This window comes from Kitasatospora sp. NPDC051164, from assembly GCF_044455625.1.
Lineage (GTDB): Bacteria > Actinomycetota > Actinomycetes > Streptomycetales > Streptomycetaceae > Kitasatospora.
Genome location: NZ_JBITFB010000003.1, coordinates 105,046 through 120,263, shown reverse-complemented (window position 1 = coordinate 120,263; position 15,218 = coordinate 105,046). Strand labels below are relative to the sequence as shown.

The following is a 15,218-nucleotide window of genomic DNA, read 5'->3' as shown; positions in this document are numbered from 1 at the left end:
CGTGCCGGGCGAGGGCGCGCAGTTCGCCGGCGGCCTGCTCGGCCTCCGCCCGCACCTGCGCGGCGTGGGCGTCGGCGACCTCGCGGACCTCGGCGGCGGCCTGCTCGGCCTGCGTGCGGGCGGTCTTGGCGGCGGCCAGCTGGTCGGCGGTCTCCTCGCGCTCGCGGCGCAGCCCGGTGGCCGCCTCCTCGTGCTCGCGGCGGCTCTCCTCGCGCAGCGCGTTCGCGGCGGCCTCGGCCTCGGCCCGGGTGCGGGCGGCCTCGGTGTCGGCCTCGGTGCGCACCCGCTCGGCGTCGGCCACCGCGGCGTCCCGCGCCGCGTTCGCCTCGGCCTGCGCCTCGGAGGTCACGGCCTCCGCGGCGGCGTTCGCCTCGGCCCGTACCCGCTGGTCGAACTCGCTTGCCTCGCGCCGGAGTTCGGCGGTCTCGCGCTCGGCGGCGGTGCGGTTCTCGGCGGCCGCGGCCTTGGCGGCGGAGAGTGCGTCCTGACCCTGCTGCTCGGCGGTGGCGGTGATCTTCCCGGCCTCGGCGCGGGCCCGGGCCAGGGTCTGCTCGGCCCGGCCCTGGGTCTCGGCAGCCTGCTCCTGGGCCTGCTCGCGCAGCCGCTCGATCTCGCCCGCCGCGCCCGCGCGCAGCTCGTCCGCGTCGGCCTTGGCCCTGGTGAGCAGCTCCTCGGCGTTCTTCGCCGACTCCTCGATCTGCAGCACCGCCTGCCGGCGGGCCTCGCTGCGGACCCGGTCCGCCTCGGCGGCGGCCTGGGCGCGCAGCTCCTCGGCCTCGGCGCGCAGCCGGGCCGCCTCGTCCTGCATCTGCTCGATCCGCTCGCGGATCGCGGCGGCGTCGTCCAGGGCGGCGTTCTGGGCCTGCTCGACGGCGTTCTGGGCCTGCTCGCGCAGGCGCTGCGCCTCGGCGGCGGCCTCGGTGCGGATCCGCTCGGCCTCGGTGGCGGCCTCGCTCCGGGCGGTCTCGGCGTCGTGGTTGGCCCGGCCGAGCACCTCCTCGGCGGTCTTGGCGGCCTTGGCGAGGTGGACGGTGGCGTCCTTGGCGCCGGCCGCCCGGCCCTCCTCCTCGGCCTCGCTGCGCAGACGCTGGGCCTCGGACTCGGCCTGCGCCCGCAGGTCGGCCACGTCCCGCTCGGCCCGGGCGCGCATTTCGGCGATCGCGGCCTCGGCCTCGGCGCGCAGCTCGGCGGCGACCGACTCGGCGGTGGCCCGCAGCCGCTCGCTCTCCTCGGAGGCGGCGGCCTTGGCGGCGTCGGCCTCGGCCTGCCGGGTGGCGGCCGTGGTCCGTACGGTCTCGGCCTCGGCGCGGATCGCGTCGGCTTCCTTCGTGGCCTGGGCCACCATCCGGGCCACCTCGGCCCGGGCGGTCTGCGAGCGCTGCTCGTTGGCGGCCTCACCGTCGGCGACCTTGCGGACGGCGGCGGCCTCGGCGTCGGCCTGGAGCTGCTCGGCGGCCTGCTCGGCCTGGGCGCGCAGCGCGGCGGCCTCGTGGCGGGTGCGCTCCGCCTCGGCGATCGCCTCGGCGCGCAGCCGCTCTATCTCGGCCTTGGCGGCGCCGAGCTGCTGCTCGGCCCGGGCCTGTTCGGCGGCGGCCTGCTCCTTGAGCCGGCCGATCTCGCCCTGTGCGACGGCCAGCTGCTGCTCGGCCGCGGCATGGGCGGCGGCCAGCTCCTGCTGGGCCTGGCCGCGGGCGGCGTCCACGTCCGCGGCGGCCTGGGCGCCGGCCTGCTGGGCCTGCTCGGAGGCGGCACGCAGCAGGCGTTCGGCGTCGGTCTGGGCCCGCTGGAGGGCGGCCTCGGCGGCGGCGTGGGCCTCGCCGCGGGCGGCGTCCACGTCGGCGGCGGTCTGGGCGCGGGCCTGGTCGGACAGGGCGACGGCCTCCGCGCGGGCGGCGGCGACCATCCGCTCGGCCTCGACGCGGGCCTCCTGGAGGAGGCGCTGGGCCTCCTGCTCGGAGCCGGCCCGGGTCTGCTCGGCCCAGCCGTTGACGTGCTGCTCGGCGGCGCGGCGCAGCTCGGCGAGCTCGTCCTCCAGCTGGCGGCGGCGGGCGGTGAGCTCGGCCTCCAGACGGGCGGTGCGCTCGGCGGCCTCGGCCATGATCCGCTGGGTCGCGGCCTGGGAGTCGCGCAGCTGACGCTCGGCGTCGGCGCGCAGCTGCTGGGCCTGCATCTCGGCGGTGCGGAGCATCTGCTCGGCCTGGCCGGAGACGGCGTCGAAGGCGCGCGGCTGGGCGAGCATGCGACGGGACTCGTGCAGCTTCGCCCGGAGCACCTCCACCTGGTAGGCGAGGTCTTCGGCATGCTCGGCTGCCTTGTCCCGCTCCTTCCGAGTCCGACCCATCTCGGCCTCGAACTGGGAGAGGTGATCGTCAGCCTCGTAGCGGTCGTTGCCCCGCACTCCGCGGTCCCATCCATCTCCTGGTCGCGTCCTCGACCCGGCCGGTCCGGGGCGCCCGTTTCCGGGGTGCCGGTCCGACTGGTCCTTGCATCCGCGGCAGGTGGACGACCCCTCGCCAATCCGGGGCCGCCCGCCGCGGTCGTCGGAGTCCGGGGCGCGGAAGCGCGGCGGTGCCGCGTTCCCCCGTCCGAGTGGACTCCTGGGCGAACTCTTGCCTTGTGGAGAATGGTGACAGATCCGTCTTGCGACTGTTCAGCCGTGCCCGCGTAATGGACTCCCCTTGCGACGGGCCGACCGCTGGAGGGCGAACGGGCCTGTCTTCGGCCGTGCCCGTCGCCTCCGTCCCCCGGAGTCGTCGCGCACCTGGGCATTGTAGTGGGCGCGCACGGCGGGGGAATGGCCGCATGGGGGTTTTCCGGCTGTTCCGGCCAGGTTACTGACGGGTCATGACCGTGAGGCCGTCGGATGCCGCCCGGGCGCGCGACACCCTGGGGGCACTCCGGTGGACGATCAGTGCTCCTCGTCGGCGCTCTCGGCGCCCTGGGCGCTGTGGGCGTTCTGCGCGGACGTGACCAGCTCGGTCAGCACGCCGCCGCAGTCCTTCGGGTGCAGGAAGGTGATCCGCGAGCCCATCGAGCCGATCCGCGGCTCGTCGTAGAGGACCCGGACGCCCTTGCCGCGGATGGCCTCGGCGTCGCCGTCCACGTCGGCGGTGCCGAAGGCGATGTGGTGCACGCCCTCGCCGTTCTTCTCCAGCCACTTGGCGACGGTGGAGTCGGGCCGGGTGGGCTCCAGCAGCTGGAGGTAGGAGGCGCCGCCGTCGTCGGTCCCGTTGATCCTGAGCATGGCCTCGCGGACGCCCTGCTCCTCGTTGACCTCGGAGTGGAAGACCTCGAAGCCGTAGGTGGCGCGGTAGAACTCGACCGTCTTGTCGAGGTCTCGGCAGGCGATGCCGATGTGGTCGATTCGGGTCAGCACGGCAACCTCCGGGTGGTTGGGGACAAGGGTGGCACCAAGTGCAGCGCATGGCCCGCGGCGGACGCCAGTGCCGGACGTGCGAGCCTGCTCACACGCTGCGGGGTTCACCCGGACCGCATCGGCACGGTGTTGACTGGAGGGTGCCAGTGCGCTCGATCACACCGTCGCTCCGGTGACGGGCGGGTAACAGGTCAGTACATTGAGCGCATCCTCACCTGGCCACGACGTGCGAAGGGGCCCGTCCCATGACCAACACCACCTCTGTGATCGTTGCCGGTGCACGGACCCCGATGGGGCGCCTGCTCGGATCCCTCAAGGGCTTCTCCGGCGCCGAGCTCGGCGGCGTCGCCATCAAGGCCGCCCTGGAACGGTCCGGCATCACGGGGGACCAGGTCCAGTACGTGATCATGGGCCAGGTGCTGCAGGCCGGCGCGGGCCAGATCCCGGCCCGCCAGGCCGCCGTCAAGGCCGGCATCCCGATGAACGTGCCCGCCCTGACCATCAACAAGGTCTGCCTCTCCGGCCTGGACGCCATCGCGCTGGCCGACCAGCTGATCCGCGCCGGCGAGTTCGACATCGTCGTGGCCGGCGGCCAGGAGTCGATGACCAACGCCCCGCACCTGCTGCCCAAGTCCCGCGAGGGCTTCAAGTACGGCGCGATCGAGATGCTGGACGCCATGGCGTACGACGGCCTCACCGACGCCTACGAGAACATCCCGATGGGCGAGTCCACCGAGAAGCACAACACCCGCCTGGGCATCCCGCGCGACGTGCAGGACCAGATCGCGGCCGCTTCCCACCAGCGGGCCGCCAAGGCGCAGGCCGACGGCGTCTTCGACGCCGAGATCGCCCCGGTCGCCATCCCGCAGCGCAAGGGCGAGCCGGTCCTGTTCAGCCAGGACGAGGGCATCCGCGCGGACACCACCGTCGAGGGCCTGGCCAAGCTGCGCCCGGCCTTCACCAAGGACGGCACGATCACCGCCGGCACCTCCTCGCAGATCTCCGACGGCGCCGCCGCGGTGGTCGTGATGAGCAAGGCCAAGGCCGAGGAGCTGGGCCTGACCTGGATTGCCGAGATCGGCGCGCACGGCAACGTGGCCGGCCCGGACAACTCGCTGCAGTCGCAGCCGTCCAACGCGATCAAGCACGCGCTGGCCAAGGAGGGCCTGAAGGTCGCCGACCTCGACCTGATCGAGATCAACGAGGCGTTCGCGGCCGTCGCGTACCAGTCGACCAAGGACCTGGGCGTCTCCTCGGACATCGTCAACGTCAACGGTGGTGCCATCGCGCTCGGCCACCCGATCGGCATGTCCGGCGCCCGCGTGGTGCTCAGCCTGGCGCTGGAGCTGCAGCGCCGCGGCGGCGGGGTCGGCGCGGCCGCGCTGTGCGGCGGCGGCGGTCAGGGCGACGCGCTCATCGTGCGCGTCCCGAAGGCCTGATCAGCTGATCTGAACTTCGGGGCTGCGGACCGCCACAAGCGGTCCGCAGCCCCTTCGGCATCCGCATCCGCGCTAGGAGCTCCTGATGATCGATGTCGCCACGCTGGTCGAGCAGGCCCGGCAGGGCCGGCCGCGGGCCGTCGCCCGGCTGATCACGCTGGTCGAGAACGCCGCCCCGCAGCTGCGGGAGGCCATGGCCGCGCTCGCGCCGTACACCGGCCAGGCGTACACCATCGGCCTGACCGGCTCGCCGGGAGTCGGCAAGTCCACCTCCACCTCGGCGCTGGTCTCCGCCTACCGACGGCTCGGCAAGCGGGTCGGCGTCCTGGCCGTCGACCCGTCCTCGCCGTTCTCCGGCGGCGCGCTCCTGGGCGACCGGGTCCGGATGCAGGACCACGCCACCGACCCTGAGGTGTTCATCCGCTCGATGGCCACCCGCGGCCACCTCGGCGGGCTCTCCTGGACGGCCCCGCAGGCGCTGCGAGTACTCGACGCGGCCGGCTGCGAGGTCATCCTCGTCGAGACCGTCGGGGTCGGGCAGTCCGAGGTCGAGATCGCCGCCCAAGCCGACACCACCGTGGTGCTCCTCGCCCCCGGAATGGGCGACGGCATCCAGGCCGCCAAGGCCGGGATCCTGGAGATCGGCGACGTCTTCGTCGTCAACAAGGCCGACCGGGACGGCGCCGACGCCACCGCCCGGGAACTCAACCACATGCTGGGCCTCGGCGAGGCCCGCGAGGCGGGCGACTGGCGCCCGCCGATCGTGAAGACCGTCGCCGCCCGCGGCGAGGGCGTGGACGAGGTGGTCGAGGCGCTCGAGAAGCACCGCGCCTGGCTCGAGGAACACGGCGAACTCGCGGTCCGGCGCCGCCGCCGGGCCGCCGAGGAGATCGAGGCCATCGCCCTGGCCGAACTGCGGGCCCGCATCGGCGACCTGCGCGGAGACCGACACCTGGCCGCCCTGGCCGAACGCGTCGCCAACGGCGAACTGGACCCGTACGGTGCAGCCGACGAACTCGTCGCGGGCCTGACCACGAGCTGAGTCGGTCCTTTCGCCGCGGTTTCACGTCGCCGCCCCGCCGGACGGGTCCGGCGGGGCGGCTGTGGTGCCTACGGGCGGCCGCGGAGGCCGCGGAGGTGTTCGGCGATGGGGGCGAGGGCCGCGAACATGGCGTCCAGCTGGTCCGGGGTGAAGCGGTCGATGAAGTGGGCCCGGACGCTGCGTACGTGGTCCGGGGCGACGCGCTGCATGGTTTCCCAGCCCTGCTCGGTGAGGTGGGCGTAGAGGCCGCGGCGGTCGCCGGGGCACTCCTGGCGGAGGACCAGGCCGGCGTTCTCCATGCGGGTGATCTGGTGGGAGAGGCGGCTCTTCGACTGCAGTGTGGCGGTCGCGAGGTCGGTCATCCGCATGCGGCGGTCGGGGGCCTCGGAGAGCACGACCAGGATCTCGTAGTCGTTGATCGCCAGGTTGTGGGGCTGGAGTTCGCGGCTGAGCTGGTAGTCGAGCAGCTTGGCGACCTCCAGATGGGCGCGCCACATCCGCTGCTCCCTGGCGGTCAGCCAGGGAGTCTCCTCCTCGGGCTGCGACGGAGGGTTGTCCGCAGTGTCGATTGTGTGCGTATCCATGGGATCCAGCATAGCCGATTTAGTTCAATCTTGTACAAGTTTACAGGCCGAAACGCCGACCGAGGTCGCCCAGGTTACCCAGACCCGGCATGTTGGGGTTGCCGCCGCCGTGGCCGGCCGTGCCCGGCTGGGACGGCACCCCGCCGACCGGGACGCCCGCCTCGGCGCCGACGTGGCCGACCGCCCGATCCGCCATCAGTTTCTCGCTGGACTGCAGCAGTACCTGCCCGGCGCCGATGAACTCGAACTGGTGCTCCTCGCCGGAGGCGCCGCCGATGCCGGTCAGCCGCCGGATGCCGCCGATCAGTCCGTGCATGTAGTCGTGGTCGTAGTGGTGGCACGGCGCCGGGCAGTCCGCCCAGCCGACCAGGGCCTGCGGGTCCACCCGGATCGGCGGCTCGACGAAGTGCACCGGCCCGTTGGAGGCGGCGACGAAGCGGCCGGTGCCGAGCAGGGTCAGGAAGCCCGGGATGATCGACTGCTTGAGCCGCAGCGTCGGGTCGAAGGCGAGCAGGTTGCCGGAGCGGACGGTCAGGTTGCCGTCCTCCAGGTCGTACGAATTGAGGTCGAACGCCCGGTCGGCCAGCAGCAGCTTGCCGCGGCCCTCGGCGACCACCCAGTCCGACGCGTGCATCGGCGAGTTGAAGTGCTGCCCGAGCATCCGGTCGACCATTCCGGCGCCGACGCCCTTGAAGGTGATGTCGCCGTAGTAGGCGATCATCTTGCCCTTCTGCAGGAAGTAGGACCCGTTCAGCTCAACCGAGAAGGCGTACGGGTTGACGTTGTCGTTGACCGGCAGGCTGTAAACGTCGTGCACCACCGGGCCGGCGCCGCCCTGGGTGGTCGGCAGCGGGGCGATCGGGCCGCCGAACTGCTCTTGGGCGTAAGGCTGTTGGGGTGGCTGCGGGGGCTGGTTCGGCTGCCCGGGCGGGGGCGGGGGCGTCGGGTACCCGCCCTGCTGCGGGTGGCCGCCCGGCGCCGGGTAGCCCTGCTGCGGGCCGTGGTTCGGCGGGGGAGGCGGCGGCATGACGAAGCCGGGCTGGGTGGGCTGGTCGTGCGGCGACGACCCGTACGGGGGCTGCGGCGGGTAGGACATCAGAGCTTCTCCTCGCTCGCCTGGACGTACACCGCGCCCTGCCCGGACAGCTCCAGCTGGAACGCCTCGCCCGAACCGCGGCCGATCATGTCGCGCCAGCCGAGCGCGGTGGACAGCTTGTTGCGCACGTCGCCGCGGTGCGCCACGTACGCCTGCGGGTCTACGTGCACCGACTGGCCGGGGACGATCGGCAGCTCGAAGACGCCGCCGTGGGCCATCACCGCGACGGAGCCGTTGCCCTCCAGCTTGGTGGTGAACAGGCCCTGCCCGGTGACCTGGCCGCGGACCATGCCCATCACGCCGCCCTGCGCGCCCATGAACATGGTGGACTGCCGCAGCGTGCCCTCGAAGGCGAGCAGCCGGTCCGCCTCGACGTACAAGGTGTCGCCGAACAGGTCGATCACGTGGACGTGGTGGCCGCCGTGGCCGAACATCACCCGGCCCTGGCCCTCGACGCTCATCAGCGGGGTGTCCTCGTTGGCCACCCGGCGGCCGATCATCGACATCACGCCGCCCTGCCCGCCGGTGATGTTCGGCGTGAAGCGGACGTCGCCGCTGTACGCGAGCATCGCGCCGCGCTGGCTGAACAGCCGCTGCCCGGGCACCACCTGGGCCTCGATCATCTTGCCGTTGATCTTCGTGAAGCCCATCAGACGTCACCACCGATGGTGATCTTCTCGGAGGGCTGGACGTACACCAGGCCGTCGCCGGTGAACTCGACCTGGACGGCCTCGCCGCCGCCCTCGCCGATCACCGTGGTCCAGCCCGCGCCCGATTTCAGGCTGCGGTGCAGGTTGCCGGTGTGCGCCACGTACGCGCCCGGGTCCACGCGCAGCGGCATGCTCTTGTCGACCCGCAGGATGATGGCGGGCCCGTTGGAGGTGAGGGCGGCCCAGCCGTGGCCCTCCACCTTGGTGGTGAAGAGGCCGTTGCCGGAGGACATGCCGTTCAGGCCGGTGAAGCTGGTGCCGGTGTGCAGCGTGGACTCGGTGCAGAGCAGGTTGTCCGCCTCGACGTACAGCGCTTCGCCGTTCAGCCTGACCAGGTTGATCTCGGTGGCCTTGTCGGCGAAGTAGCAGGTGCCCTGGCCCTTCACCTCCATGACGGTCATCTTCTCGCCGGTCAGCCGGCGCGCGACCATGCCGCGCAGGCCGTCCCCACCGCCGGTCAGCTTCTTGAAGGTCATCTGCCCGGTGTAGGCGACCATCGAGCCGTGTCTGGCCTTGACGGCGTCGCCGCCCAAGTCGACGGCGAGCACTCGCGATCCCTGGAGTCTGAACTGTGCCACGGCCGCAATCTAGCCGCTGCGGCCGTGGCCCGGGGAGGGTTCGGGGCCAAACCGGTACGGGGCTGCGACAAACGGGCCCGGTCAGCGCCGGGCGTGCGCCCCGTGCCGGTCAGCTCCGCGCGTGCGCCCCGTGCCCGGCGCGCGGGATCGTGCCGGCCGACTGCTCGACCTCCAGCAGCGAGGCCGAGTGGCGCTCCGCCTCGAAGGCCACCACGCCGCCGCGCAGCCCGAACAGGCGCTTGGAGAGCATGATCCAGAGGACCGCCGCGATGTTCAGCAGCAGGGTGCAGATCTTCACCGCGCTGACGTGGTGGCTCAGCTCGTAGCCCTCCAGCGGCAGGAAGGCCGCGGTGGCGACCACCGTCAGGTACTCGGCCCAGCGCTTGTTCAGCCAGAGGCCGACCGCCTCGACGATCTCGATCAGGGCGTACGCCAGCAGCGCGCCCGCGACGATCAGCAGGGTGCTCTTCTTGAAGTCGAAGGTCTTGCGGATCGTCTCGACGATCGGGGCGTGCTCGAGGTCCCAGTGGAAGTGGTCGGTGACCGGCCTGAAGACCGTCAGGTTCTGGTCGAAGACCCGGTGCACCGCGTCCTGGCTGTTGGAGAACTTCCACACGGCCCAGGCGATCACGATGATCAGCAGCCCGCGCAGCACCCGCTCGATGGCGAGGAAGCGCAGGATGAAGAGGTCCCGCAGCGCCTTGCCGCGCGGCACCAGCGGCGCGTTCCCGGCGGGGCCGGAGCCGTGCGGGGCGCCCAGTGCGAAGTCGCCGCAGCGCAGGCAGCGCCAGGCGTCGCCGAGGGCGGTGGCGGCGTGCAGCCGGGAGGCCAGCTCGGGCTCGGTGGGTGCGTAGGTGACGTGGCCGCGCTTGGCGCAGGTCCGGCGGTCCCAGTCGCGCTTGAACATGTGGTGACTACCCCCGTGGCGTGATGCTTCCGGCGCCCGGATCGGTGGGCGCGCGGGCAGCAGGATAGGGGTTCCCGGTGACGGGCGGTCGCGCTCGGTCGTGTTCCGGCACACAGCTGTGACAACGCGGCGGGGCCGCGGCGCCGGTGGGGGCGGGTGCGGTGGCGGCGGCGTGGGCGGGGCTGTGAGATCGGGCACGGAGTTCGCCCCCGGCCGGGGACTCGGACATGTGCTCGGTGATAATGACCGGAAGGCTTGTGAGTCGCTTCACAAGCGCGCCCACGCCTCCGACCCCCGTATTGAGGTATCCCACGTGAACAGCAGCGCCGTCCACCGCCTGCGCCTGGTCTCCGGCCCCGAAGGGGTCTCGTTCATCCTGCTGCTGATCTGCTCGGTGCTGAAGCGGACGACCTCCTTCGACGCCGTCCCGGTGATGGGCATGGTCCACGGGATCCTGTTCATCCTGTACGCGATCTTCTGGATCCAGGCCTGGCAGACGCAGAAGTGGGACGCCAAGCGCGGCATCCTGCTGTTCGTCCTCTCGGTGCTGCCCACCGGCGGCTTCTTCGCCGAGCGGATGCTCGGCCGCGAGGAGCGCGGAGAGCTGAAGCCCGCCACCGCCTGAGCCCAGCCTTGAGTCGCAGCCCTGAGCCGCAGCCGTGATCCGCAGTCGCGATCCGCAGTCGTGATCCGGGGCGCGGACGGTCGACAGGCTGCCACGGCCTCCTCTCCCAAAGGGCCGCGGCAGCCTGTCGCCGTTTCTTACCGGGGGTGGCTCGCGCCGGGGGCGGCTAGTTGACGTTCACGCCGCTCCAGGCTGCCGCGACCGCCTTGTACTCGGTGCTGGTCGCGCCGTACAGGTCGGTGGCGGCCTTCAGCGTCGCCGTGCGGGCGGCCTTGTAGTTGGTGGTGGAGGTCATGTAGACGGTCAGGGCGCGGTACCAGATGGCCGCCGCCTTGGTCCGGCCGATGCCGGTCACCGTCGAGCCGTTGGAGGTCGGGCTGTTGTAGCTGACCCCGTTGATCACCTTGGCGCCGCTGCCCTCTGAGAGCAGGTAGAAGAAGTGGTTGGCGACGCCTGAGGAGTAGTGGACGTCCTTGTTGCCGACGGTGGAGGACCAGTAGTCGGCCGAGGCGCCGTCCTTGGACGGCTTGTCCATGTAGCGCAGCGGGGTGCCGTTGCCGTTGATGTTGAGCTTCTCGCCGATCAGGTAGTCCGGCGGGTCGGAGGGCAGGTTGGCCGACCACTCGACCATGGTGCCGAAGATGTCCGAGGTGGCCTCGTTGAGGCCGCCGGACTCGCCCGAGTAGTTCAGGCCGGCGGTGGCGGAGGTGACGCCGTGGCTCATCTCGTGGCCGGAGACGTCGATGGCGGTCAGCGGGTGGGTGTTGCCGGAGCCGTCGCCGTACGTCATGCAGAAGCAGGAGTCGTCCCAGAACGCGTTGACGTAGTTGGTGCTGTAGTGGACCCGGCTGGCGGCGCCGACGCCGTTGTTCTTGATGCCGCTGCGGCCGAAGGTGTTCTTGTAGAAGTCCCAGGTGGCCGCGGCGCCGAACTGGGCGTCCACGGCGGCGGATTCGCGGTTGGACGGCGAGCCGTTGCCCCAGGAGTTCGTGGTGTTGGTGAACAGCGTGCCGCTGCCCGAGGTGCCGCCCTTGAGGTCGGTGGTGGACTGGTTGCCCCGGGTGGCGTCCTTGAGCTGGTAGTTCGAGCCGCTCTGGGTGGTGGTCAGCGTGACGGTGCCGACGTTGACGCCCTTGCCGGTGCCGGTCGCGGTCTGCACGTGCTCCTGGCTGGAGAGCACCTGGCCGGTGGCGGCGTCGGTGACGACCTCCTGGCGGCTCGGGGTGCCGTCCGCCCGCTCGCCCGTGACCGTCGTGCGGTGGGCCAGGCGCGGGGCGCCGTCGGTGGCCCAGACGACCAGCTCGGTCGCGTCGGCGCCGTCGACCCGGGTGAGCGCGGCCTCGTCCTCGTCGGCGGCGGTGCCGACCGTCGCGCGCACCGCGGCGGTGGCCCGCTCGGCGGCCTGGCCCGCAGCGAGGCCCGGGGTCAGGTCGGGCACGGACAGCCGGCCGGCGAAGGCGCGGTCGACCGAGCCCACCGAGCCGTCGGCCTTCTGGTGGACGACCAGGTCGCCGCCGATCACCGGCAGGCCGGCGTAGGTCCGCTCGTACCGAAGGTGGCGGGTGCCGTCCCGGTCCACCACCACGTCCTTGGGGACCAGCTTCTCCTGGCCGCCGAGGGCGAGGGCCTGGGCGACCGGGGCGCTCTGGCCGGCGGCCAGCGCGAGCAGCGCGGACTGCTGCTGCTCCGGTGCGGGGGCGGCGGCCTGGGCGGTGGGGACGGCGGCGATCTGGACGACGCCGGCCAGCAGGGCGGTGGCGGAGAGTACGGCTCCGACAGTCAGCTTTCGCTTCACGTACGGGGGTTCCTTCCACGAGACCCGCGGGTGCGTGCGGGTGCGCCGCGTACCGGGGCGCCGGGGTTGGCGCCGTGGGGCGGTAGGGCGCGGACGTGCCGGTCCCGTGCGGTTCCTGACGCTCCGCCGGAATGGGTGGGGGTGGCGGAGGTCGGACGGGACTTGGTCAGAAGCATGACAATTTCTGGCAGGGATGGACAGGCCGCGTCGGGGGATTGGCCAGGAACCGCCAGTCCCGGTACGGATGGTTCGGCTGCCGTCGGTTGCCCGGTATGGGCGGTTCGTCCTGCCTGGCGGAACCCCGCCAACCGGGCCGACGTGGCAGCTCAACGGCCCTGGCCCGGAACGGGCGGACGCCCGGGGCCTGCCCTCCGACGGGGCCCCGGGCGTCCGGATCGCTTGCGCGGTAGGTCAGTTGACGTTGACCGCGGTCCAGGTCGCGGCGACGGCGCTGTACTCGGCGCTGCTCGCGCCGTACAGGTCGGTCGCCGCCTTGAGGGTGGCGGTGCGAGCGGCCGCGTAGTCGGTGCTGGAGGTCATGTAGGTGGTCAGCGCCTTGTACCAGACCTGCGCTGCCTTGTCCCGGCCGATGCCGGCGAGGGTGGAGTTGTTGTAGGTCGGGCTGTTGTAGTTGACGCCGTTGATGGTCTTGGCGCCGCTGCCCTCGGCGAGCAGGTAGAAGAAGTGGTTGGCCACACCGGAGGAGTAGTGGACGTCCAGGTTGCCGACCGAGGACGACCAGTAGTCGGCCGAGGCGCCGTCCTTGGACGGCTGGTCCATGTAGCGCAGCGGCTTGCCGTCACCGTTGATGTTGATCAGCTCGCCGATCAGGTAGTCCGGCTTGTCGGCGGGCAGGTTGGCGTAGAACTCGACCATGGTGCCGAAGATGTCCGAGGTGGCCTCGTTGAGGCCGCCGGACTCGCCCGAGTAGTTCAGGCCGGCGGTGGCGGAGGTGACGCCGTGGCTCATCTCGTGGCCGGCCACGTCCAGCTCGGTCAGCGGGTGGGTGTTGCTGGTGCCGTCGCCGTAGGTCATGCAGAAGCAGGAGTCGTCCCAGAACGCGTTGACGTAGTTCTTGCCGTAGTGGACCCGGCTGGCGGCGCCGACGCCGTTGTTCTTGATGCCGCTGCGGCCGAAGGTGTTCTTGTAGAAGTCCCAGGTGGCCGCGGCGCCGAACTGGGCGTCCACGGCGGCCGACTCCGCGTTGGAGGCCAGACCGTTGCCGAAGCTGTCGGTCGAGTTGGCGACCAGGGTGCCGGAGCCGGAGGTCCTGCCCTTCAGGGTGTAGGTGGCCTGGCCGCCGCGCGAGGCGTCCTTCAGCTGGAAGCTGGTGCCGCTCTGGGTGGTGGTCAGCGGGACGGTGCCGACGAAGACGCCCTTGCCGGTGCCGGCGGCGGTCTGCACCTCCTCGTGGGTGGAGAGCACCTGGCCGCTCGCCGCGTCGGTGACCAGCAGCTGACGGCTCGGGGTGCCGTCGGCGCGCTCGCCCTCGACGGTGGTGCGGTACGCCAGGCGCGGGTTGCCGTCGGTGGCCCAGACCACCAGCTCGGCCTTGCCGGTCTGGTGCACCGCCGTCAGCGGCGCCTCGTCCGCGTCGGCGGTGATGCCGACGGTGGCCTGCACGGCGCCGGTCGCCTGGGCGGCGGCCTTGTCGGCGGGGATCTGCGGGGTGAGGCTCGGCGGGGCGATCGTCGCGCCGGTGGCCTTGTCGACGGAGGTGGTCGAGCCGTCCGCCTTCTGGTGCACGACGAGGTCGCCGCCCAGGACCGGGAGTCCGGCGAAGGTGCGCTCGTAACGGAAGTGACGGGTGCCGTCGGCGTCCACCAGGGCGTCCTTGGCGACGAGCTGCTCCTGGCCGCCCAGGGCCAGGGCGTGCGCCACCTTGCCGGCCTGGCTGTTCGCCAGGGCGATCAGGTCGGCGGTCCGGGAGTGCGGGGCCGGGTCCGCGATGGCCGCGGTACCGGCCTGGACAACGCCGGTGAGCAGGGCGGTGGCGGAGAGTACGGCGACTGCGGCGAGCTTTCGCTTCACGGACGAGTCCTTCCGGGAAACCGCGTGTGGGCGCGGTCGCGCCGCGTCCCGGGGGCCGGGGTCGGCACCTGAGGGGCAGGACGGGCACTGACGTGCAGGACCCCGAGCGGTCGAGCGGCTGGCCACCGGTGGGTGGGGGTGGTGGCTGCCGGACGGGGTTGGCGGAAAGCATGACAATCAAGCAAATCAAATGACAGGTCTTGCTCATGAATTGGCCAAGTCCCGCCAGGATGAAGGATTGTGAACGGATGGACGAAAGGGATGAATCACCCCGCCTTTCAGCGGGTTACGGTCCGAATCGAGGCCCACTGGCCCGCGGTTGACGCGATCGGCGGTCAACCCCGGTGTGCCGCACGCGTGTTGCCGCCAGTTCACGCTGGCGCAATGTCCTGGTATGGACCTGGCAGTCCGATTGGCGGGATCCCGCCACGTGTTGCGCTTGTCCACCATCAGGACGGCTGGTAGCACGCGTCCCATCCGCCGGTACGGTAAGGAGGTGGCCAAGCCCCTCGCTCTCGACTTCGACCCGATCGCCCGCGCCGACGAGCTGTGGACCCGCCGCTGGGGCGGAGTCCCCTCGATGGCGGCGATCACCTCGATCATGCGCGCCCACCAGATCCTGCTGTCCCGGGTGGACGCGGTGCTCAAGCCGTACGGGCTGACCTTCGCCCGCTACGAGGCGCTGGTGCTGCTGACCTTCAGTCGGACCGGTGAGCTCTCGCTCTCCAAGATCGGCGAGCGGCTCATGGTCCACCCGACCAGCGTGACCAACACCGTCGACCGCCTGGAGCGGGCCGGCCTGGTCGCCCGCCGCCCCAACCCGCTGGACGGGCGCGGTGTGCTGGCCGCGATCACCGAGCGCGGCCGCGGGGCGGTCGAGGAGGCCACCCGCGAGCTCATGGCGATGGAGTTCGGGCTGGAGGAGTACGGCCCCGAGCAGTGCCGCCAGGTGTTCGAGCTGCTCAAGCCGCTGCGGATCGCGGCCGGCGACTTCTCCGAGCCGGACGAGGGGGCTGCGAAGGAGCAGGCGTGAGG

The 15,218-nt window shown here is 72.0% G+C and carries 12 protein-coding genes and 1 pseudogene; 4 read left to right on the top strand and 9 right to left on the bottom strand.

The features are described 5' to 3' along the window. Together ACIBEC_RS05525 and mce are read right to left on the bottom strand one after the other, a co-directional pair. A pseudogene (locus ACIBEC_RS05525) lies at window positions 1–2,398 on the bottom strand (hypothetical protein); the annotation flags it as partial. Between the two features lie 510 nt (window positions 2,399–2,908). Then, the gene (mce, locus tag ACIBEC_RS05520; RefSeq protein WP_360498661.1) at window positions 2,909–3,376 is read right to left on the bottom strand and encodes a methylmalonyl-CoA epimerase; all 468 of its coding nucleotides are present in this window, start codon (window positions 3,374–3,376) and stop codon (window positions 2,909–2,911) included. A gap of 245 nt (window positions 3,377–3,621) precedes the next feature. Between mce and ACIBEC_RS05515 the strand changes: the two genes are divergently transcribed. Both ACIBEC_RS05515 and meaB read left to right on the top strand, forming a co-directional pair. Further along, a complete protein-coding gene (locus tag ACIBEC_RS05515) occupies window positions 3,622–4,815 on the top strand; it encodes an acetyl-CoA C-acetyltransferase (protein WP_360498663.1) in 1,194 nt (397 codons plus the stop codon). An 85-nt stretch (window positions 4,816–4,900) separates the two neighbouring features. Beyond that, window positions 4,901–5,857 carry a methylmalonyl Co-A mutase-associated GTPase MeaB gene (meaB, locus tag ACIBEC_RS05510; RefSeq protein WP_360498665.1) on the top strand — a complete coding sequence of 319 codons (957 nt, stop codon included), beginning with the start codon at window positions 4,901–4,903 and terminating at the stop codon, window positions 5,855–5,857. Window positions 5,858–5,925: 68 nt separating this feature from the next. On the opposite strand, the gene ACIBEC_RS05505 is transcribed toward meaB, so the two are convergent. From ACIBEC_RS05505 to ACIBEC_RS05485, 5 genes are all read right to left on the bottom strand, one after another. After that, window positions 5,926–6,441 carry a MarR family transcriptional regulator gene (locus tag ACIBEC_RS05505; RefSeq protein WP_360498667.1) on the bottom strand — a complete coding sequence of 172 codons (516 nt, stop codon included), beginning with the start codon at window positions 6,439–6,441 and terminating at the stop codon, window positions 5,926–5,928. A 40-nt stretch (window positions 6,442–6,481) separates the two neighbouring features. After that, the gene (locus tag ACIBEC_RS05500; RefSeq protein ID WP_360498813.1) at window positions 6,482–7,291 is read right to left on the bottom strand and encodes an AIM24 family protein; all 810 of its coding nucleotides are present in this window, start codon (window positions 7,289–7,291) and stop codon (window positions 6,482–6,484) included. Between the two features lie 245 nt (window positions 7,292–7,536). After that, complete coding sequence (locus ACIBEC_RS05495) at window positions 7,537–8,187, bottom strand: AIM24 family protein (RefSeq protein ID WP_360498669.1); 651 nt, start codon at window positions 8,185–8,187, stop codon at window positions 7,537–7,539. Beyond that, complete coding sequence (locus ACIBEC_RS05490) at window positions 8,187–8,825, bottom strand: AIM24 family protein (protein WP_360498671.1); 639 nt, start codon at window positions 8,823–8,825, stop codon at window positions 8,187–8,189. Before ACIBEC_RS05490 ends, ACIBEC_RS05495 begins: the two co-directional genes overlap by 1 nt. 109 nt (window positions 8,826–8,934) lie before the next feature. Next, complete coding sequence (locus tag ACIBEC_RS05485; protein WP_360498673.1) at window positions 8,935–9,732, bottom strand: DUF2127 domain-containing protein; 798 nt, start codon at window positions 9,730–9,732, stop codon at window positions 8,935–8,937. 313 nt (window positions 9,733–10,045) lie between these two features. Here ACIBEC_RS05485 and ACIBEC_RS05480 point away from each other — a divergent pair, with 313 nt between their 5' ends. Further along, the gene (locus ACIBEC_RS05480) at window positions 10,046–10,357 is read left to right on the top strand and encodes a DUF3817 domain-containing protein (RefSeq protein WP_360498675.1); all 312 of its coding nucleotides are present in this window, start codon (window positions 10,046–10,048) and stop codon (window positions 10,355–10,357) included. A 166-nt stretch (window positions 10,358–10,523) separates the two neighbouring features. Here ACIBEC_RS05480 and ACIBEC_RS05475 read toward each other — a convergent pair whose 3' ends face one another. After that, window positions 10,524–12,152 carry a M4 family metallopeptidase gene (locus tag ACIBEC_RS05475; RefSeq protein WP_360498677.1) on the bottom strand — a complete coding sequence of 543 codons (1,629 nt, stop codon included), beginning with the start codon at window positions 12,150–12,152 and terminating at the stop codon, window positions 10,524–10,526. A gap of 411 nt (window positions 12,153–12,563) precedes the next feature. Continuing rightward, complete coding sequence (locus tag ACIBEC_RS05470) at window positions 12,564–14,183, bottom strand: M4 family metallopeptidase (protein WP_360498679.1); 1,620 nt, start codon at window positions 14,181–14,183, stop codon at window positions 12,564–12,566. A gap of 496 nt (window positions 14,184–14,679) precedes the next feature. On the opposite strand from ACIBEC_RS05470, the gene ACIBEC_RS05465 reads away from it, so the two are divergent. Beyond that, a complete protein-coding gene (locus ACIBEC_RS05465) occupies window positions 14,680–15,216 on the top strand; it encodes a MarR family transcriptional regulator (RefSeq protein WP_360498681.1) in 537 nt (178 codons plus the stop codon). The last annotated feature ends 2 nt before the right edge of the window (window positions 15,217–15,218 follow it).